Source organism: Kitasatospora sp. NPDC054939 (assembly GCF_053610105.1).
This window is the reverse complement of sequence record NZ_JBSGXP010000165.1, coordinates 1-19,077: the sequence shown is the minus strand read 5'-3', so window position 1 is coordinate 19,077 and position 19,077 is coordinate 1. Positions and strand designations below refer to the sequence as shown.

13 protein-coding genes are annotated in these 19,077 nt (G+C 73.8%); 6 read left to right on the top strand and 7 right to left on the bottom strand.

Annotated elements, in window-relative coordinates:
- Window positions 1-63 precede the first annotated feature (63 nt).
- From ACWGB8_RS32790 to ACWGB8_RS32760, 7 genes are all read right to left on the bottom strand, one after another.
- Window positions 64-1,134 carry a PadR family transcriptional regulator gene (locus ACWGB8_RS32790; protein WP_452217277.1) on the bottom strand — a complete coding sequence of 357 codons (1,071 nt, stop codon included), beginning with the start codon at window positions 1,132-1,134 and terminating at the stop codon, window positions 64-66.
- A 1-nt stretch (window position 1,135) separates the two neighbouring features.
- Complete coding sequence (locus ACWGB8_RS32785; RefSeq protein WP_452217276.1) at window positions 1,136-2,056, bottom strand: DUF4097 family beta strand repeat-containing protein; 921 nt, start codon at window positions 2,054-2,056, stop codon at window positions 1,136-1,138.
- Window positions 2,057-2,280: 224 nt separating this feature from the next.
- Window positions 2,281-2,460 carry a DUF6104 family protein gene (locus tag ACWGB8_RS32780; RefSeq protein WP_073926358.1) on the bottom strand — a complete coding sequence of 60 codons (180 nt, stop codon included), beginning with the start codon at window positions 2,458-2,460 and terminating at the stop codon, window positions 2,281-2,283.
- A gap of 53 nt (window positions 2,461-2,513) precedes the next feature.
- The gene (locus ACWGB8_RS32775) at window positions 2,514-4,526 is read right to left on the bottom strand and encodes a protein kinase domain-containing protein (RefSeq protein ID WP_452217275.1); all 2,013 of its coding nucleotides are present in this window, start codon (window positions 4,524-4,526) and stop codon (window positions 2,514-2,516) included.
- A 290-nt stretch (window positions 4,527-4,816) separates the two neighbouring features.
- The gene (locus ACWGB8_RS32770) at window positions 4,817-8,557 is read right to left on the bottom strand and encodes a multifunctional oxoglutarate decarboxylase/oxoglutarate dehydrogenase thiamine pyrophosphate-binding subunit/dihydrolipoyllysine-residue succinyltransferase subunit (protein ID WP_452217274.1); all 3,741 of its coding nucleotides are present in this window, start codon (window positions 8,555-8,557) and stop codon (window positions 4,817-4,819) included.
- Window positions 8,558-8,777: 220 nt separating this feature from the next.
- The gene (locus ACWGB8_RS32765) at window positions 8,778-10,007 is read right to left on the bottom strand and encodes a sensor histidine kinase (protein ID WP_452217273.1); all 1,230 of its coding nucleotides are present in this window, start codon (window positions 10,005-10,007) and stop codon (window positions 8,778-8,780) included.
- Window positions 10,008-10,118: 111 nt separating this feature from the next.
- Window positions 10,119-10,853: a response regulator transcription factor gene (locus tag ACWGB8_RS32760; protein WP_452217272.1), complete on the bottom strand. Its 735-nt coding sequence runs from the start codon at window positions 10,851-10,853 to the stop codon at window positions 10,119-10,121.
- A gap of 545 nt (window positions 10,854-11,398) precedes the next feature.
- On the opposite strand from ACWGB8_RS32760, the gene ACWGB8_RS32755 reads away from it, so the two are divergent.
- The 6 genes from ACWGB8_RS32755 to ACWGB8_RS32730 all read left to right on the top strand — a co-directional run bounded on the left by ACWGB8_RS32755 (window position 11,399) and on the right by ACWGB8_RS32730 (window position 18,963).
- A complete protein-coding gene (locus ACWGB8_RS32755; RefSeq protein WP_452217271.1) occupies window positions 11,399-12,139 on the top strand; it encodes a rhomboid-like protein in 741 nt (246 codons plus the stop codon).
- Window positions 12,140-12,253: 114 nt separating this feature from the next.
- Entirely contained in the window at window positions 12,254-14,647 is a 2,394-nt protein-coding gene (lon, locus tag ACWGB8_RS32750) for an endopeptidase La (RefSeq protein WP_452217270.1), read from the top strand.
- A gap of 128 nt (window positions 14,648-14,775) precedes the next feature.
- Complete coding sequence (locus tag ACWGB8_RS32745; RefSeq protein WP_452217269.1) at window positions 14,776-15,309, top strand: GtrA family protein; 534 nt, start codon at window positions 14,776-14,778, stop codon at window positions 15,307-15,309.
- 151 nt (window positions 15,310-15,460) lie between these two features.
- Window positions 15,461-16,633 (top strand): ROK family protein, encoded by a 1,173-nt coding sequence (locus ACWGB8_RS32740; RefSeq protein ID WP_452217278.1) that lies wholly within the window; start codon window positions 15,461-15,463, stop codon window positions 16,631-16,633.
- A gap of 79 nt (window positions 16,634-16,712) precedes the next feature.
- Window positions 16,713-17,249 carry a MarR family winged helix-turn-helix transcriptional regulator gene (locus ACWGB8_RS32735; RefSeq protein ID WP_452217268.1) on the top strand — a complete coding sequence of 179 codons (537 nt, stop codon included), beginning with the start codon at window positions 16,713-16,715 and terminating at the stop codon, window positions 17,247-17,249.
- 142 nt (window positions 17,250-17,391) lie between these two features.
- Window positions 17,392-18,963, top strand: coding sequence for an MDR family MFS transporter (locus ACWGB8_RS32730; RefSeq protein ID WP_452217267.1), 1,572 nt, complete (start codon window positions 17,392-17,394; stop codon window positions 18,961-18,963).
- Window positions 18,964-19,077 lie beyond the last annotated feature (114 nt).

The window sequence follows — 19,077 nt, the reverse complement described above, 5'->3', positions numbered from 1 at the left end:
GCCCGGGGCAGCGACGGTCGGAACCGTCGTGCACCCCGGGCCCCTCGGCCGTCCGCCGCCGGGTCAGCCCAGCAGCCGCCGCAGCCGCTCGTCGGCGGCGCCCAGCACCGAGCGGGCCGCGGCCAGCCGGTCCGGCGTCACCCCGCCGTCCCGGGCGGCGTCGCGCACCCGGTCGCGGAAGCGGTCGAGCAGCCGCTCCAGCTCGCGGGCCGGATCGCCCGCCGGGTCGGTCGCCGTCCAGGCCGGCGGCTCGGCCGCGACCCCGGCGGACGGCCCGGCGGCCTCGTCCTCGTCGAGGTCGATCCGGGTGACGGTGACCTTCTCGCCGCCCCGGCCCCTCTCGTCGCCCCGGCCGGTCTCCCCGGTGCCGGCCGGGTGGCCCCAGCGGGCCGCGTCCGCCAGCCCGGCCAGGCCCTTGGTCAGCTCGGACAGGCCCTCGGCCAGCCCGGTCGACCAGTCGCCCTTCGCCGCGTGCTCGCGCACCTGCTGCTCGACCCGGCGCTTGAGCCGCAGCGCCTCCTGCTGCGCGGCCGTGCGCGCGGCCCGGGACTGCTCGCGCAGCCGGCGGGCCTCCTCCTCGGCCGCCTTGGCCTTGGCCTTGGCTGCCTTCTCCTGCTCCTTGGCGCGCCGGGCCTGCTCCTTCGCCTGCTCCTTGAACTGGGCGAACTCCTCCTTGGCCCGCTGCCAGGCGTCGCGGTCGCCCCACGGCCCGGCCCACGGGTCGCCGCCCTCGGCGCGTTCGGGCCGGGGCGCCCGGCCGGCCGCGCCCCACAGCTCCTCGCGCAGGTCCTTGGCGCTGTCCCGGACGTCCTCGCGGATGGCCCCGGCGAGCTGGGCCACCGAGTCGAGGATCTCCAGCTCCAGCTCGTCCAGCTCGCCCCGGCGGGCCTCCAGCTCGGTCCGTCCGGCGTCGGTGAGCCGGTAGACCTTGCGGCCCCCCTCGGTGCTGTGGCTGACCAGGCCCTCCTGCTCCAGCTTGGCGAGCCGGGGGTAGACGGTGCCGGCCGAGGGCGCGTACAGGCCCTGGAAGCGCTCCTCCAGCAGGCGGATCACCTCGTAGCCGTGCCGGGGCGACTCGTCGAGCAGCTTCAGCAGGTAGAGCCGGAGCCGGCCGTGGCCGAAGACGGGGGTCATCTCATGCCTCCTTGGTGAGGTCGGGGCCGCTCTTGTCGAGGTCGGGGCCGGTCGGCAGCTCCTTGACGACGACCGGGGCGTCGTCCTCGCCGTCGGGGCGGCGGAGCACGGTGACCGCGCCGGAGACGGTGGTCACCGACAGGCTGCCCTTGCCCTCGCCGAGCTTCCCGGACAGCTTCTTGGCGCCCCAGGTGCCGCCGACCTTGAGCTGGTCGAAGGTGCTGGAGACGTCGCCGCTGTTGCTGCCCGCCTCGACGACCGCGTCGGCCAGCGAGGGAAGCCGCACGACGACCGGGCCGCTGACCGTGGCGACCTTGACGTCGGTCGGGGTCTGCACGTCGAGGTCGAGCGTCACGGCGCCGGTGACGGTGTTGGCCTGCACCTGGTCGGCCGTCCCGGCGACCACGGTGAGCTGCCCGGAGACCGTGTTGACCTTGAGCCGGCCGGAGACCGCCTGGGCGTCCACGTCGCCGGTGATGGTGTGGGTGTCCGTCGTGCCGCGCAGCCCCACCAGGGTGGCGTCGCCGTTGGCGCTCTGCACCGAGACCGGTCCGGTCAGGCCGGAGAGGGTGGCGTGCGCGGAGACGCTGCCGACCCGCACCTCGGTGCCGGCGGGCACGGTCACGGTGACCCGGGCCCGGCGCTTGCGCTTGAAGGAGGCGAAGAAGCCCTTCACCGAGTCGACCGACTTCAGGACGTCGCCGAACTCGTGCCACCCGCTGAGGTCCTTGTAGGTGACCGTCAGTACGCCGTCGACCAGGGTGACCTGCAGCGGCTCCCCGGACAGCTCGGTGACCTCCAGCCGGACCGGGCCCTCGGCGGCCACCACGTCCACCCCGCCGTCGATGATGCGCACGTGCAGCGCCCGGACCGCCTCGTCGACCGTGACCCGCTCGGGCCCCTCGACCGTCCACTGACTCATCTCTGCCGCCTCCCGTTCCGACGTTCCTGATCGCGATGTATCGCGTCTTCCGATGAAGACGATATATCGCGTGAACGAGGCGGCCAAGGGATCCGTTCCCGGAGCCGCCCCGGAGCCCGACCCCTAGGGGCTGCCTTCGAGCTCCGGGGCGGCATCCGGGCCGGGGGCGTGCGAAGGGCCCGGGAGGCGGTCGCCTCCCGGGCCCTCGGCGGGATGTGCTGCGGCTACTCGTCGTCCTCGTCGTCGAGCCGCGCCAGCCAGGTGGCCAGCCGCTCGACCGGGATCTCGAAGTCCGGGTTGAGGTCGACGAACTCGCGCAGGCGCTCGGCCAGCCACTCGAAGGTGACCTCCTCGTCGCCGCGCCGGCTCGCCAGCTCCTCGATGCCGCGGTCGGTGAAGTACACGGGGTTCACTCCGGTCCGGTGGGATTCGACCAGGTCAGGATAGACCGGGCCGGTCAGCCGTCATTGCGGTAGAAGGTCAGCGACAGCCGGACCGAGCCCGAACTGCTGTTGCCCTGCTCCAGCACCTTGGCGATCACGACGTTGAAGTTGACCCGGTTGCGCAGGCAGAAGATCTTGCCCTGCGGCAGCTCGTCGTACCGGAGGTCGGCGGCCGGGGACTGGTCGACGGAGGCCGAGCACTGCTCGGGCGTCAGCGACGGCTCCCGGGCGATGTAGGCGTCCGAACCGCTGGTCCAGTCGAAGGAGCTGTAGCCCGGCTCCAGCTCCCACGCGGTGGTCACGGTGTCCGCGACGATCTTGCCCGCGGTCAGGTCGAAGCTGTAGCTGGTGCTCGGCGCGGTCAGGTCCTTGTCGGTGTAGACCGCGGTGTACTTGGCCGCCCGCGGGGTGCTGGTGACCCCGCCGCCCGGGGTGGCCGCCGTCGACTTGGGGCTGCTCGGGGTGGTGGTCGCCGCCGCGGGCGGGGTGGACGCGGTCGGCGCCGGCTGCGGGGTCTGCGCGGCCTGGGTCGGGCCGGACTGCGCGGGCGCGGTCGCGACCGGCGAGTCCGCCTTCTTCTCGTCCTTGTCCATCTTCTTCATCAGCACCACGCCGCCGACCGTGCCGCCCAGCGCCATCACCAGGGCGACGCTCAGCAGCACCTTCCAGGAGACGCCCCGGCGGCGCGGCGCCGGCTCGGCCGCCTGGGTGTCGGTGACGACCGGGCCGGACGGCACCGACTCGAAGGCCGGCTGCGGCGGCGGGGTGTCGTGGGTCGGCTGCGGGACCTGGTACGCCGGCTGCGGGGCCGGGGTGTCGTGCGGCTGGTACTGGACGGTCGGCGGGGCCGGCAGCACCGGGCCGGTCGGGGCCTCGTACGGGGCCTGCGGGGCGCCGTACGCGCCGAGCGGCGGCGGGGTGAAGCCGGGCGGCGGGCCCGCGGGCTGCGGCGCGGGCTGCGCGGGCGGCTGCTGGGCGGCGTACAGCGGCAGGGTGCCCGGCGCGGTGGGCATGCCGGCGGGCTGCGGCGGGACGGTCGGCGCGGCCGGGGCCGGCGGCGCGGCCGGCGCGGCCGGCACCGGGGTCGGCGGGGTCTTCGGGAGGTCCGAGCGGCGGGTGATCTCGGTGTTCACCTGGCGCGGCAGCCAGTCGTCGGCGAACCGCAGCTGGCCGCCGACCGACGGGTGGTTGCGGGCGATCTGGATGATCTCGGCGGGCTTGGGACGGTCCTCGGGGGACTTCGCCAGGCAGCGCAGGATCAGCTCGCGCAGATCGGCCGGGACGCGCTCCATGTCGGGCTGCTCGTGCACGACCCGGTAGAGCACGGCGGTGTCCGGCCCGTCGCCGAACGGCGGGGCGCCGCCGGCCACGTACGCGGCCAGCGCGCCGAGCGCGAACACGTCGGTGGCGGGGGAGACCGACTTGCCCTGGGCCTGCTCGGGCGACATGAACGCGGGCGAGCCGATCCGGTAGCCGGTGCCGGTCAGCGCGGTGGCGTCGGCCGCTCGGGCGATGCCGAAGTCGATCACGCGCGGGCCGTCGCCGGCCACCAGGACGTTGGCCGGCTTGAGGTCGCGGTGCACCACCTCGACGCTGTGGATCGCCTGCAGCGCCTCGGCGATGCCGCCCATCAGCAGCAGCACGGTGCGGACCGGCAGCGCGCCGTTCTCGCGCACCACCTGCTGCAGCGACGGGCCCGGGACGTACGCGGTGACCAGCCAGGGGGCGTCCGCGTCCAGCCCGGAGTCGATCACCTGGGCGGTGTACAGGCCGTGGATGCGCTGGGCGTTGGTGACCTCCTGCGCGAAGCGCCGGCGGAACTCGCTGTCCTCGGCGAACTCGGGCCGGACCACCTTCAGCGCGACCGGGCGCCCGCCCGGGGTGTACGAGAGGTAGACCCGGCCCATGCCGCCCGCGCCGAGCCGGGCGAACAGCCGGTAGCCGCCGACCTCCCGGGGGTCCTCGGGCTGCAGCGGCTGGAAGACCGGCGGGAGCGGCGCGGCGTCCCGCGGTGTGTCGGCGGTCATGCGGTGATCCCCCTGGGAGTTGCGGTGGTGAGGGTCGGCGACGCGGCGGCCGGGGCGGTGACGGGCCCCGGTCGGCGGACCGACGGGCGAACTGGCGAGGAATAACCTATCGAGCCGTCAGGCATGCTTGCAGCGCGGTGCGGCTTTGGTTGCAGAGCTGCGACCTTGACCGTGCCCCGCCGGGGGCGCGGTCCGGGCCGGTGGCGGGCCGCCTCCCGGGAACGGCAGCGGCCCCCCGCGTACGGATACGCGGGGGGCCGGTGTCCTGCGACCGGGCTAACGGTCGGACGTCAGAGCGAGTACACCTCGTCGACGAGGGCCTGCTGCTCGGCGGCGTGGCGCTTGGCCGAGCCGACCGCCGGGGCCGAGGAGGCCGGGCGGGCGACGCGGCGCAGGCGGGCGCCGTGGGCGCTGCGGCCGATGACGACCTGCAGGTGGTCGACCAGGTTCATGGCGATGAACGGCCAGGCACCCTGGTTGGCCGGCTCCTCCTGCGCCCAGACGAACTGGACGTTGTCGCCGTAGCGGGCCAGCTCCTCCTGGAGCTCGGCCACCGGCAGCGGGTAGAGCCGCTCGACCCGGACGATCGCGGTGTCGGTGACGCCGCGCTCGGTGCGGGCCGCCTCCAGGTCGTAGTAGAACTTGCCGGAGGTGATGACCACCTTGCGGACCTGGGCCGGGTCGACCGTGCTGTCGCCGATGACCGGGCGGAACGAGCCGGACAGGAACTCCTCGGTCGCACTCGCCGCGGCCTTCAGGCGCAGCATCGACTTCGGGGTGAAGACGACGAGCGGCTTGTGGTGCGGGTTGTGCGCCTGCCAGCGCAGCAGGTGGAAGTAGTTCGACGGCAGGGTCGGCATGGCGACCGTCATGTTGTTCTGCGCGCACAGCTGGAGGAAGCGCTCCGGGCGGGCGGACGAGTGGTCCGGGCCCTGGCCCTCGTAGCCGTGCGGCAGCAGCAGGACGACGCCGGAGTGCTGGCCCCACTTCTGCTCGGCGGAGGCGATGTACTCGTCCACCATGGTCTGCGAGCCGTTGACGAAGTCGCCGAACTGCGCCTCCCACATGACCAGCGCGTTCGGGCGGGTCAGCGAGTAGCCGTACTCGAAGCCCATCGCCGCGTACTCGGACAGCAGGCTGTCGTACACGGTGTAGCGGGCCTGGTCCTCGGTCAGGTACTGCAGCGGGGTGTAGTCCTCGCCGCTGTTGCGGTCGATCAGGACCGCGTGGCGCTGGCCGAAGGTGCCGCGGCGGCTGTCCTGGCCGGCCAGGCGGACGGGGTGGCCCTCCATCAGCAGCGAGCCGATGGCGAGGGTCTCGCCCATGGCCCAGTCGATGGTGTTGTCCTCGACCGAGCCGGCGCGGCGCTGCAACTGCGGCAGCAGGCGCGGGTGGACGGTCAGCCACTCGGGCAGGTTGACCTGCGAGGCGGCGATCCGCTTCACCATCTCCTGGGAGATGCCGGTCCGGATGGAGACCGGGAAGTCGGCGACCGGCTTGCCGTTCGCCGCGGGGGCGGGCGCCTGGGCGGCGTCGCGGACCTCGGCGAAGACCTTCTCCAGCTGGCCCTGGAAGTCCTGGAGCGCCTGCTCCGCCTCTTCCATGGTGATGTCGCCGCGACCGATCAGGCCCTCGGTGTACAGCTTGCGCACCGAGCGCTTCTTGTCGATCAGGTCGTACATCAGCGGCTGGGTGAACGACGGGTTGTCGGCCTCGTTGTGACCGCGGCGGCGGTAGCAGATGAGGTCGATCACCACGTCCTTGTGGAACTCCTGGCGGAACTCGAAGGCGAGCCGCGCGACGCGGACCACGGCCTCCGGGTCGTCGCCGTTCACGTGGAAGATCGGGGCCTCGATCATGCGGGCCACGTCGGTGCAGTACATCGAGGAGCGCGAGGAGGCCGGGGCGGCGGTGAAGCCGACCTGGTTGTTCACCACGACGTGCACGGTGCCGCCGGTGCGGTAGCCGCGCAGCTGCGACATGTTCAGGGTCTCCGCGACGACGCCCTGGCCGGCGAAGGCCGCGTCGCCGTGGATCTGGATCGGCAGCACCGGGAAGGTGGTGCCGCCCTGGTCGAGGATGTCCTGCTTGGCGCGGGCGATGCCCTCGACGACCGGGTCCACGGCCTCCAGGTGGGAGGGGTTGGCGGCCAGCGAGACCTTGATCTCCTCGCCGTCCAGACCGGTGAAGATGCCCTCGGCGCCCAGGTGGTACTTGACGTCGCCGGAGCCGTGCATCGACTTCGGGTCGAGGTTGCCCTCGAACTCGCCGAAGATCTTGCCGTACGGCTTGCCGACGATGTTCGCCAGCACGTTCAGCCGGCCGCGGTGGGCCATGCCGATGACGGCCTCGTCGAGGCGGTGCTCGGCGGCGGAGTCGATCGTGGCGTCGAGCAGCGGGATGAGCGACTCGCCGCCCTCCAGCGAGAAGCGCTTCTGGCCGACGTACTTGGTCTGCAGGAAGGTCTCGAACGCCTCGGCCGAGTTCAGCCGGCGCAGGATGCGCAGCTGCTCCTCGCGCTCGGGCTTGGTGTACGGCTTCTCCAGGCGCTCCTGCAGCCACTTGCGCTGCTTCGGGTCCTGGATGTGCATGTACTCGATGCCGACCGTGCGGCAGTAGGTGTTGCGCAGCAGGCCGAGGATGTCGCGGAGCTTCATCATCTTCTGGCCGCCGAAGCCGCCGACCGCGAACTCGCGCTCCAGGTCCCACAGGGTGAGGCCGTGGGTGGTGACGTCCAGGTCGGGGTGCTTGCGCTGCTTGTACTCCAGCGGGTCGGTGTCGGCCATGAGGTGGCCGCGGACCCGGTAGGAGTGGATCAGCTCCATGACGCGCGCGGTCTTGTTGACCTCGTCGTCGTGGGTGGTGGCGACGTCGGTCGCCCAGCGGACCGGCTCGTACGGGATCCGCAGCGACTCGAAGATCTCGTCGTAGAAGTCCTTCTCGCCGAGCAGCAGGCGGTGGATCTCCCGCAGGAACTCGCCGGACGCCGCGCCCTGGATGACCCGGTGGTCGTAGGTCGAGGTCAGCGTCATGATCTTGGAGACGCCGAGGCGGGCCAGGGTCTCCGGGGCGGAGCCCTGGAACTCGGCCGGGTACTCCATGGCGCCGACGCCGACGATGGTGCCCTGGTTCTGCATGAGGCGCGGCACGGAGTGCACGGTGCCGATGCCGCCGGGGTTGGTCAGCGAGACCGTGACGCCGGTGAAGTCGTCCATGGTCAGCTTGTTGGCGCGGGCCCGGCGGACGATGTCCTCGTAGGCCTGCCAGAAGCCGAAGAAGTCGAGCGTCTCGGCCTTCTTGATCGCCGCGACGACGAGCTGGCGGTCGCCGTTGGGCTTCACCAGGTCGATGGCCAGGCCGAGGTTGATGTGGTCCGGCTTGACCAGGTAGGACTTGCCGTCCTCCACCTTGTAGCTGTGGTTCATGCCCGGCGAGGCCTTGATGGCCTGGACCAGGGCGTACCCGATCAGGTGGGTGAAGGAGACCTTGCCGCCACGGGCGCGCTGCAGGTGGTTGTTGATGACGATGCGGTTGTCGATCAACAGCTTCGCCGGCACCGCGCGCACCGAGGTGGCGGTCGGCACCTCCAGCGAGGCGTCCATGTTGGTGGCGACGGCCTTGGCCGGCCCGCGGAGCTGGACCAGCTCGGGGCCGGCCTCGGCGGCCGGGGCGGCCTTCTGCTGGGCGACGGCCTTGGGGGCCGGGGGCGCGGCGGGGGCTGCGGCGAGCGGCGCGGGCGCCGGCTGGACCGGCGCGGCCGGTGCAGCGGGGGCGGGCGCCGCCGGGGCGGCAGCGGCGGGCGCGGGGGCAGCGGCAGGGGTCGGCGTGGGGCCGGCCTGGGTCGCGGCCTGGGTCACTGGGGTCACCTCGGTACCGGGCTTGTAGTCGGCGAAAAAGTCCCACCAGGCTCGGTCGACCGAGTTCGGGTCCTGGAGGTACTGCTGGTAGATCTCGTCGACGAGCCACTCATTGGGGCCGAAGCCAGTGGAACTTGCCGAGCTGTTGGGGGTTTCAGGGGACTGTGGCGACACGGCGGCAACCGCCCTCTTCCGCTTCCTTTTGGGATGTTTGGACAGCGGGGATTAAGGCTACGCCTCCGAGCAGTGATCGCGCAGTCCCCGGGGGTCAGGCGTCGCCCAGATCACAGTGCTGACCTGCAGTTTGGCCGAAATTGTGCGTTAGAAAGCCGCAACGGAGGGGAACCGATCGGGGCTGACCGCCCCCCGTAGCGGGACAAATACGGACAAAGGCCTAGGCGCGCGTCTGTGTCGCTTCTGTGACATGTGCGCGTGCCGACCATCCCGGCAGCCGGACCTCGATCCGGCACCCGCGGGCCGCCTCGGCGACCGCGATCCGCCCGCCGTGCAGGTCCACCGCCCAGCGGGCGATGGCCAGCCCCAGGCCGGTGCCGCCGTCGCTGCCGGGCCCCTGGGCGGTCGCGGTGCCGCTGCGGCTGAACCGCTCGAAGACCCGGGTGCGGTCGGCCGCGGGGATGCCGGGCCCCTCGTCCTCGACCTCCAGCAGCAGCCCGCCGCCGTCGCCGTCCGGCCGGGCGCGCACCGTCACGGTGCCGCCCGGCGGGGAGTGCTTGCAGGCGTTGTCGACCAGGTTGGCGACCACCTGGTGGAGCCGTTCCGGGTCCGCGACGCCGGTCAGGCCGGTCGGGCTGACCTCCAGTGCGAGCCGGACGTCCCCGCGCCGGGAGAACGCCCCGCCCGCGGTGGCGCCGTCCACGGTGACCCCGCGCAGTACGCCGTCCAGGAACTCGCGCACCTCGAAGGTGCGGGCGTCCAGGGCCACCACGCCGTCGTCGATCTTGGAGAGGTCGAGCAGGTGGGTGACCAGCCGGCCGAGCCGCTCGGTCTGCTCCAGCGCCGCGCCCAGGGTCGCCGGGTTGGGCTGGACCACGCCGTCGACCACGTTCTCCAGGACGGCGCGGAGCGCGGCGATCGGGGTGCGCAGCTCGTGCGAGACGTTGGCGACCAGTTCACGGCGGTGCCGGTCGGCGGCCTCCAGGTCGGAGGCCATCTGGTTGAAGGTGGTCGCCAGCTCGCCGATCTCGTCCCGCGAGCCGACCTCGACCCGGCGGCTGTAGTCGCCGGAGGCCATCGCGCGGGCGGCGGCGGTCATCTCCCGCAGCGGGGCGGTCAGCCCGTGCGCGAGGAACTGCATGAAGAGCAGGGAGGCGATCATCGAGAAGACCATGATGATCCGGATCTGCGTCTCGGACCGGATCGCCACCACGACCATGCCGGTGGCCAGGAAGACCGAGACGATCACCAGCAGGGCGAGTTTGCCCTTGATCGAGCGGAGCGGGTCGAGCGGCCGGATGTCGGCCCAGACCCGGCGCGCGGCACGGCCGGCCAGGCCGCGGCGCGGTGCGGCGGGCCGCCCGGCCGCGCGGTGCGGCGGCTCGGACTCCTGCGCTCCGCGCTCCGGTGTACCGCGGTGCTGAGCCCCGCGCTGCTGTGGAAAGGTCATGTGTCCCCTGCGTTCCCCGCTGGCGATCCCCCCGCATGCGGTACCGCCGGCGCTCGGCGCGCCCGGCGGCGGGTTCGGACGAGGGCCCCCCGGAGGCCCCGGCCCGTGGCCCTAGGAGAGCGGGGCCTCCAGTGCGTAGCCGACGCCGTGCACGGTACGGATCCAGCTGGCGCCGATCTTCCGGCGCAGCGCCTTGACGTGGCTGTCCACCGTGCGGGTGCCGGACGCGTCGGTCCAGTCCCACACCTCGGCGAGCAGCTGCTCGCGGGTGAGCACCGCGCGCGGCTGGGCCGCCAGGCAGGCCAGCAGGTCGAACTCGGTCGGCGTCAGGTGGACGTCGCCCGAGGCCAGCCGGACCCGGCGCTGGACGTGGTCGATCTCCAGTTCGCCGAAGCGCAGGGAGCCGAGCGTGGGCGTGCGGGCCGCCTGCTGGGCGCGCTCGACGCGGCGCAGCAGGACGTTGACCCGGGCCGCCAGCTCGCGCATGGAGAACGGCTTGGTCATGTAGTCGTCGGCGCCGACGCCGAGGCCGACCAGCAGGTCCGTCTCGTCGTCGCGCGCGGTCAGCATCAGCACCGGCACCGGGCGCTGGGCCTGGATCCGGCGGCAGACCTCCAGGCCGTCGAAGCCGGGCAGCATGATGTCGAGGACGACGAGGTCGGGCTGCCAGGTGTGGAAGCCGTCGACGGCCCCGGGGCCGTCGTGGGCCACGGCCACCTTGAAGCCTTCCGCACCGAGCCGGGCCGCGATGGACTCGGCGATCGTCGGCTCGTCCTCCACCACCAGCACTCTGCGCTGGCTGCTCACCGTGCTGCTGTTGTGATTGTCCTGCTGAATCTCTGTCACGGTCACGCCACCGCCCCCAGGGCTGCGGGCCGGCCACCTGTGGGGATGGCGGGGCTCCGCTCGTAGTCTTGTTCCGTCGTGGACTGTGCCGGGTCCGCCGTCCCGATCTCGCGTGCGACTCGGCGGGTGGTGAACCACCCGCTCCGACCGCACCCTTCGCAGCGTACGGACAGTGGACGGCTCCCGGCAGGTGGACCGGACATTTCCGGCCCGTCGGCCGGGCGTCCGACCGCCCGTCCGGCCCACTCGGAAGTGGGCACGGGCCGATACCTTACCCGGCGTTTTTTCACTCCGTAACGGTACGTATGCACCCCAATATCCGTCGAACCGCCGGTCAGCGGCTCTACTGGCGCGTAGGCGCAGGGATGGTCTGGACCAATGCCGGGCCCGTCCCGATACGTTCCTCCGAGGGAACTCCCAGCGGGCTCCCAGACTCGGCACGTAACGTGGCCACGACAAGCCGTTCGGGTGCGGGACCGCGCCCGCGCACCGGTACGTTGGGCCCGGCGGAACGCGGTGCCCGGCGGGTGCGGAACGGAGGCGTCATGGCGCGGCTGCAGGGACGTGCGCCCGGCTCGCGCGACGGCGCCGCCCCGCCCTACGGCCTGCTCCGGCACGGGCTGCGCACCGGCGTGGCCGGCTGGCTGCTCGCCCGGGTGCCGACACCGCGCCGCAACCCCTTCGCCCTCGGCTACTTCGCCCTGCTCGGCGCCACCACGACCTTCGGGCACACGGCCGACCCGGAGCTGGTGCTGCGGCTGCAGGAGGCCTCCAGCTCGGACTGGCACAACCTGCTCGACCACCCGCTGCGGGCCCTGCTGTGCAGCGGCCTCTGGGTGGCCGGGCCGATCTGGATGCCCTACCTCTGGGCCTTCGCCTTCACCGTCGCCCCGCTGGAGCGGCGGATCGGCGCCGCGCGGGCGCTGGCCGTCTTCGCCTGCGGGCACGTGCTGGCGACCCTGCTCTCCCAGGGGATCGTGGCGGCCTCGGTGCGGGCCGGGCGGATGGAGCCGGCCGCGCTCGACCAGCTGGACATCGGCGTCAGCTACGGGGTGCTGGCCAGCCTCGGCGCGCTCGCCGGACTGCTCCCGGGGCGGCTGCGGCTGCCGGTGCTGACCGGCGCCGGGCTGCTGCTCGGGCACCAGCTGCTCACCGACTCCGACGTCACCACCGGGGTCGGCCACCCGGCCGCCCTGCTGATCGGGATCGCCCTGTGGCCCTGGCTGCGCCGCCGTCCCGGGCCGCGCGCGGGAGCGGTGCCGGCGCCCGTCGACTCCGCTTTTTGACAGCTCCTCCGCACTCCCTCCTTCGTTCGCTCACGGCGAACAGATCGCGGGGAACAACCGGCGCCCGCCAAACCTTAGTCAGGTCAACTCAACTTCGCTGACTGGGGAGAGATCATGGCATCGACGTCCACACCGCTCACCCTGCCCGTCCTGCCGCTCGACGACGAGGTCGTCCTGCCGGGCATGGTCGTCCCGCTGGACCTGAAGGACACCGAGGTGCGCGCCGCCGTCGAGGCCGCCCGCGCCGCGGTCACCGGCGCCGACAAGCCGCAGGTCCTGCTGGTCCCGCGGGTGGACGGCTCGTACGCGGCGGCGGGCACGCTGGCCGCCGTCGAGCAGGTCGGCCGGCTGGCCGACGGGGACCCGGCCGCCCTGGTGCGCGCCGTGCGCCGGGTCCGGATCGGGGTCGGCACCACCGGCCCCGGCGCCGCCCTCTGGGTGGAGACCACGCCGTTCCGCGAGTCCGCGGTCGGCATCCCGGTGGCCGGGCGCGCCGTCGAGCTGGTCAAGGAGTACAAGGCCCTCTCCACCCAGTGGCTGCGTCGGCGCGGGGCCTGGCAGATCGTCGACCGGGTGGCCCAGATCGAGGGCGTCGGCGAGCTCGCCGACAACATCGGCTACGCGCCCTTCGTCACCGCCGAGCAGAAGCTCAAGGTGCTACTGGAGGCCGACCAGGTCGCCCGCCTGGAGTACGCCCTCGGGCTGCTGCGCGACCACCTCGCCGAGGAGGAGGTCAACGACACCATCCGCAAGGACGTCGAGGAGGGCGTGGCCAAGCAGCAGAAGGAGTTCCTGCTCCGCCGCCAGCTCGACGCGGTGCGCAAGGAGCTCGCCGAGCTGAACGGCGACCCGGCCGACGAGGAGGGCGACTACCGCGCCCGGGTCGAGGCCGCCGACCTGCCCGAGAAGGTCCGCGAGGCCGCCCTCAAGGAGGTCGACAAGCTGGAGCGGGCCAGTGAGCAGTCCCCCGAGGGCTCCTGGATCCGCGCCTGGCTGGACACCGTCCTGGAGCTGCCGTGGAACGAGCGCACCGAGGACGCCTACGACATCGCCGGCGCCCGGGCCGTCCTGGACGCCGACCACGCCGGGCTCGCCGACGTGAAGGACCGCATCGTCGAGTACCTGGCGGTGCGCAAGCGCCGGGCCGACCAGGGGCTCGGGCTGGTCGGCGGCCGGCGCGGGGGCGCGGTGCTGGCGCTGGTCGGCCCGCCCGGGGTCGGCAAGACCTCGCTCGGCGAGTCGGTCGCCCGGGCCATGGGCCGCACCTTCGTCCGGGTCGCGCTCGGCGGCGTCCGGGACGAGGCCGAGATCCGCGGGCACCGGCGCACCTACGTCGGCGCCTCGGCCGGCCGGCTGGTGCGCGCCATCAAGGAGGCCGGCTCGATGAACCCGGTCGTCCTGCTCGACGAGATCGACAAGGTCGGCTCCGACTACCGGGGCGACCCGGCCGCCGCGCTGCTGGAGGTGCTCGACCCGGCGCAGAACCACACCTTCCGCGACCACTACCTGGAGGTCGAGCTCGACCTCTCCGACGTGGTCTTCCTCGCCACCGCCAACGTCCTTGAGGCCATCCCCGAGCCGCTGCTCGACCGGATGGAACTGGTCCGGCTGGACGGCTACACCGAGGACGAGAAGGTCGTCATCGCCCGCGACCACCTGCTCCCGCGCCAGCTGGAGAAGGCCGGACTGCACGAGGGCGAGGCCACCGTCGAGGAGGCGGCCCTGCGCCGGCTGGCCGGCGAGTACACCCGCGAGGCCGGCGTGCGGAACCTGGAGCGCTCGATCGCCCGGGTGCTGCGCAAGCTGGCCGCCCAGGCCGAGCTCGGCGAGCGCACGCTGCCCGCCGCGATCGGCGCCGACGACCTGCGCGCCCTGATCGGTCGCCCGCACCACGTGCCGGAGGCCGCCCAGGAGCCCGCCGAGCGGCGCACCGCCGTCCCGGGCGTGGCCACCGGGCTCGCGGTCACCGGGGCCGGCGGCGACGTCCTCTACATCGAGGCCTCGCTCGCCGACGCCGAGACCGGCGGCACCGGCCTGACCCTCACCGGCCAGCTGGGCGACGTCATGAAGGAGTCCGCGCACATCGCGCTCTCCTACCTGCGCTCGCGCGGCGCCGAGCTCGAACTGCCGGTCACCTCGCTGCGCGACCGCGGCGTGCACCTGCACGTGCCCGCCGGGGCCGTCCCCAAGGACGGGCCGAGCGCCGGCATCACCATGACCACGGCGCTGGCCTCGCTGCTCTCCGGGCGCAAGGTCCGCACCGACGTGGCGATGACCGGCGAGGTCTCGCTCACCGGCCGGGTGCTGCCGATCGGCGGGGTGAAGCAGAAGCTGCTCGCGGCGGACCGGGCCGGGGTCACCGCGGTGATCATCCCCAAGCGCAACGAGCCCGACCTGGACGACGTCCCGGCCGAGGTGCTGCAGCGCCTGACCGTCCACCCGGTGGCCGACGTCCGCGAGGTGCTGGCGCTGGCCCTGGAGCCGGCCGAGGTGCTGGTCGCGGCCTGACGCGCACGCAGCGGCCCGGCGGAGCGGAGGGCGCTCCGCCGGGCCCCGCGACGCGCCCGTGGTGCCCCGGGGTGACCGGGGCCGCGTGACGCGGGGCCGGCGGCCGGGGTGCGTGCCAGACTGCGAACATGCCGTCACCCACGCAGCGCGCCCTGGCGAAGGTGCCGACCCGGCTGCGCCCGGCACTGGTGCGCCACCGCAGGCTGGTGAAGTTCCTGCTGGTCGGGAGCGGCTGCTTCGTCCTGACCGTACTGATCAACCTCTCGCTCAAGACCACGGTGCTGCAGCACAAGCCGGTGCTCGCGCTCACCGTCGCCACGGTCGCCGCCACCGTGGTCTCGTACCTGCTGAACCGGCAGTGGTGCTTCCGGACCTGCGGTGGGCGCCGGCGCGAGGCCGGGCTGTTCGTCCTGGTCAGCGCGGTGGCGATCGCCGTCAACGACCTCCCGCTGATCGTCTCCCGCTACCTGCTGGAGCTGCGCGAGCCGCGGGTCGGCGCGGTCACCCAGGAGATCGCCGACTTCGTCAGCGGGATGGTCGTCGGCACCCTGCTCGCCATGCTCTTCCGCTACTGGGCGATGCGCCGCTGGGTCTTCGTCCAGCTCCCCGAGCCGCCCGCCACCCGCCCGGAGCAGCCCGAGCAGCCCGAACCCGCCCGCTGACCGCCACCCGGCCCGGCCCGGACCCGCACACCAGGAGCGCCGCAGGGAACGCGGTTACGCTTCGAACGTCGGGGGCCCGAGAGTGTCGAACGGGGTGACGGCGGTGCGCGGAAGCGAGGGGCAGCCGGCCGGACCGGCCAGCCAGCAGGGCATGCGCCGGGCCAACCTCGCCCTGGTGCTCGACCGGATCGCCCGCACCCCGCGCTCCCGCGCCGAGGTCGCCGCCGACACCGGGCTCACCCGGGCCGCCGTCTCCTCGCTCGCCGAGGAGCTGATCACCGCGGGACTGGTGGTCGAGGAGGGCCCGGCCGTACCCAGCGGCAAGGTCGGCCGCCCCGGCACCGCGCTCGGCCTCAACCCCGAGGGCCCCGGCGGCCTCGGGGCCGAGATCGGCGTCGAGCACCTCGGCGCCTGCCTGGTCGACCTGCGCGGCGAGGTCCGCGCCTGGCGCCGCCAGGAGATCCGCAACCGGGAGCGTCGGCCCGCCGCCGTCATGGCCGACCTCGCCGAACTGCTGCGCCGGGTCGCCGACGAGGCCGGACCGCGCCCCGCCGGGCTCACCGTGGCCGTCCCCGGCCTGGTCGGCGCCGACGGCGCGGTCCTGCGCCGGGCCGCCAACCTCGGCTGGACGGACGTCCCGGTCGCCGCCGAACTGCGCCTCGCGCTGCGCGCCGCCAACGCCGACCCGCTGGCCGAGCTGCCGATCGACGCCGACAACGAGGCCAACCTCGGCGGCCTCGCCGAACTCTGGCTGGGCGGGCGCCCCGAGCACTTCCTGCACGTCTCCGCCGAGGCGGGCATCGGTTCGGCGATCGTCGTCGACGGCCGGCTGCTGCGCGGCGCGCGCGGCTACGCGGGCGAACTCGGGCACGTGCCGGTCCACCCCGACGGCCCCCTCTGCGCCTGCGGCGCCTACGGCTGCCTGGAGCAGTACGCGGGCGAGGCGGCGGTGCTGCGGGAGGCCGGGCTGGAGGGCATCCGGGGCGACTGGGTCGCCCTGCTCGCCGAACGGGCCGGGGCCGGCGACGAGGAGGTGCGGGCGGCGCTGGCCGGGGCCGGCTCCGCGCTCGGCACCGCGGTCGCCGGGGCGGTGAACCTGCTCGACCCGGCCGAGGTGGTGCTCGGCGGCGGCTACGCCCAGCTGGCCGCCTGGCTGCTGCCGGGGATGCGGGCTGAGCTGACCGCCCGGGTCACCGTCCGCCCCTGGTCGGACGACCGGCTCGCGGTCTCCCGGCTGGGCCGCCGGGGACCGCTGCTGGGGGCGGCGGTCGGCGTGGTGCGCGGGATCGTGGCCGACCCGGGGCGCTTCACCCCGGACCGCTGAGCCCGCCGGGCGGGACCGCTCCGCCCCGGACTGCTCGGCCGCTCGGGGATCCGCGCCGGGCCTGCGGGATACTGGCGCGGTGAGTGCGGAGGCTTCGGTGGGCGGCGGTCGGACGGTGGGCGCCGGGCGGACGGCAGGGATCGGCGGGGGGCCGGACCCGGTGGCCGGGTGCGGCGGGGAGCCGGTGCTCGCGGTCGAGAGCGAGATCGCGCTGCTCTTCCGGCGCGGCCGGGCCCGGGTGGCGGAGCTATCCCGCCGGGTGCACCCGCAGCTGGAGGGCGCGGCGTACAGCATGCTCGTGTACATCGAGCAGGCCGAACCGGTCCGGATCACCGACGTCGGGCTGCACTTCGGGGTCGGCAAGGCGACGGTCAGCCGGCAGGTCAAGGCGCTGGAGGAAGTGGGCCTGGTGGCCCGCGAGGTCGACCCGCTGGACCGCCGGTCGGCGCTGGTGTCGCTGACCGAGGAGGGCCGGCGGCGCTTCCTGGCCGCCCGCGACGCCCGGCTGGAGCAGGTGCGCGGGCTGATGGCGAGCTGGCCCGAGGAGGACGTGCTGCGCTTCGCCGAACTGCTGCACCGCTTCAACGGCGTGATCGGGCAGTCGATCGGCGGCTGATCCCGCGCGCGTCCCGTCCGGCCCGGTCTCTTGGCCCGTCCTTTACGTGCTTTGCGCAGGCTTGAAGAAAGTTGCCCAAGGCAACCAGTTCTCCTTATGGTTGCCCGAGGCAACGAATTTCTCCCCCGCCAAAGGACCCCGGATGACCGCCACCGCCACCGCCCCGCCCGGAGCCGCCCCCGAGACCGACACCCCCATGACGCACCGGCAGGTCCTCAAGGCGCTGTCCGGCCTGCTGCTCGGCCTGTTCGTGGCCGTGCTGTCGTCCACGGTCGTCTCCAACGCGCTGCCGCGGATCCTCACCGACCTGCACGGCGGACAGTCCGCCTACACCTGGGTGATCACCGCGACCCTGCTCACCCTGACCGCCTCCACCCCGATCTGGGGCAAGCTCGCCGACCTGGCCAGCAAGAAGCGGCTGCTCCAGCTGGCGCTGCTGGTCTACATCGGCTCGTCCGTGCTGGCCGGCCTCTCCCAGAACACCGGCCAGCTGATCGCCTGCCGCGCCCTCCAGGGCATCGGCGCCGGCGGTGTCACCGCGCTCGCCCAGATCTGCCTGGCCGCGATGGTCCCGCCGCGCGAGCGGGGCCGCTACAGCGGCTGGTTCGGCGCCGTCTTCGCGCTGGCCACCATCGGCGGCCCGCTGATCGGCGGCGTCATCGTGGACACCCCCTGGCTGGGCTGGCGCTGGTGCTTCTACGTCGGCATCCCGTTCGCCCTGGTGGCGATCCTGGTCGTGCAGCGGACCATGGACCTGCCGGTGGTCCGCCGCCGGGTGCGGATCGACTACCTCGGCGCCCTGGTGATCACCGCCGCGGTCAGCCTGCTGATGATCTGGATCACGCTGGCGGGCGACAGCTACGCCTGGCTCTCCTGGCCGAGCGCGGCACTGGCCGGCGGCGGTGTGCTGCTCGGCGCCCTCGCCGTCGTGGTCGAGCGCCGGGCCGCCGAACCGATCATCCCGCCGGACCTCTTCCGGCACCGCACGGTCGTGCTGTCCTCGCTGGCCGGGGTGCTGGTCGGCGTCGGGATGTACGGCGCCACGACCTTCCTCGGCCAGTACTTCCAGCTCGCCCGGGACAAGTCGCCCACCGTCGCCGGACTCATGACCATGCCGATGATCCTGGGCCTGGCCGTCTCCTCCGCCGTCGCCGGCCGGCTGATCACCCGGTACGGCCGCTGGAAGGGCTTCCTGGTCGCCGGGACGCTGCTGCTGGCCGTCGGCTTCGCCCTGCTCGGCACCGTCCGCGACGACACCGACCTGCGGCTGCTCTCCGGCGCCATGGCCCTCACCGGCATCGGCCTCGGCCTGACCATGCAGAACCTCGTGCTCGCCGTGCAGAACACCGTGCCCCGGGCCGAACTGGGCGCCGCCAGCTCGACCGTCACCTTCTTCCGCACCATGGGCGGCGCGATGGGCGTCTCGGCGCTCGGCGCGGTGATGAGCGACCGGGTCTCCGCCTTCCTGGCCGAGAACCTCGCCGCCGCCCACCTGCCCGCGGCGGCCGGCGCCGGCCTCGGCGGCGGCGCCCTGCCCGACCTGCGGGCGCTGCCGGCGCCGGTGCTGCCGCTGGTGACCGACGCCTTCGGCCGCGGCGTCGGGGTGGTCTTCCTGGTCGCCGCGCCGTTCGCGCTGCTGGCCTTCGCCACCGTGCTGCTCATCCGCGAGGTGCCGCTGCGCACCGCCGACGAGGAGCAGCCGGCGGCGGCCTGACGGCGCCCCCACTCCCGGCAGCCGCGGCGCCCGCACTCCCGGCAGCCCCAGCAGCTCCGGCAGCCGGGCAGGGCGGCAGGTGCGGCGAAGGGCCCGGGAGCGGTGATCCGCTCC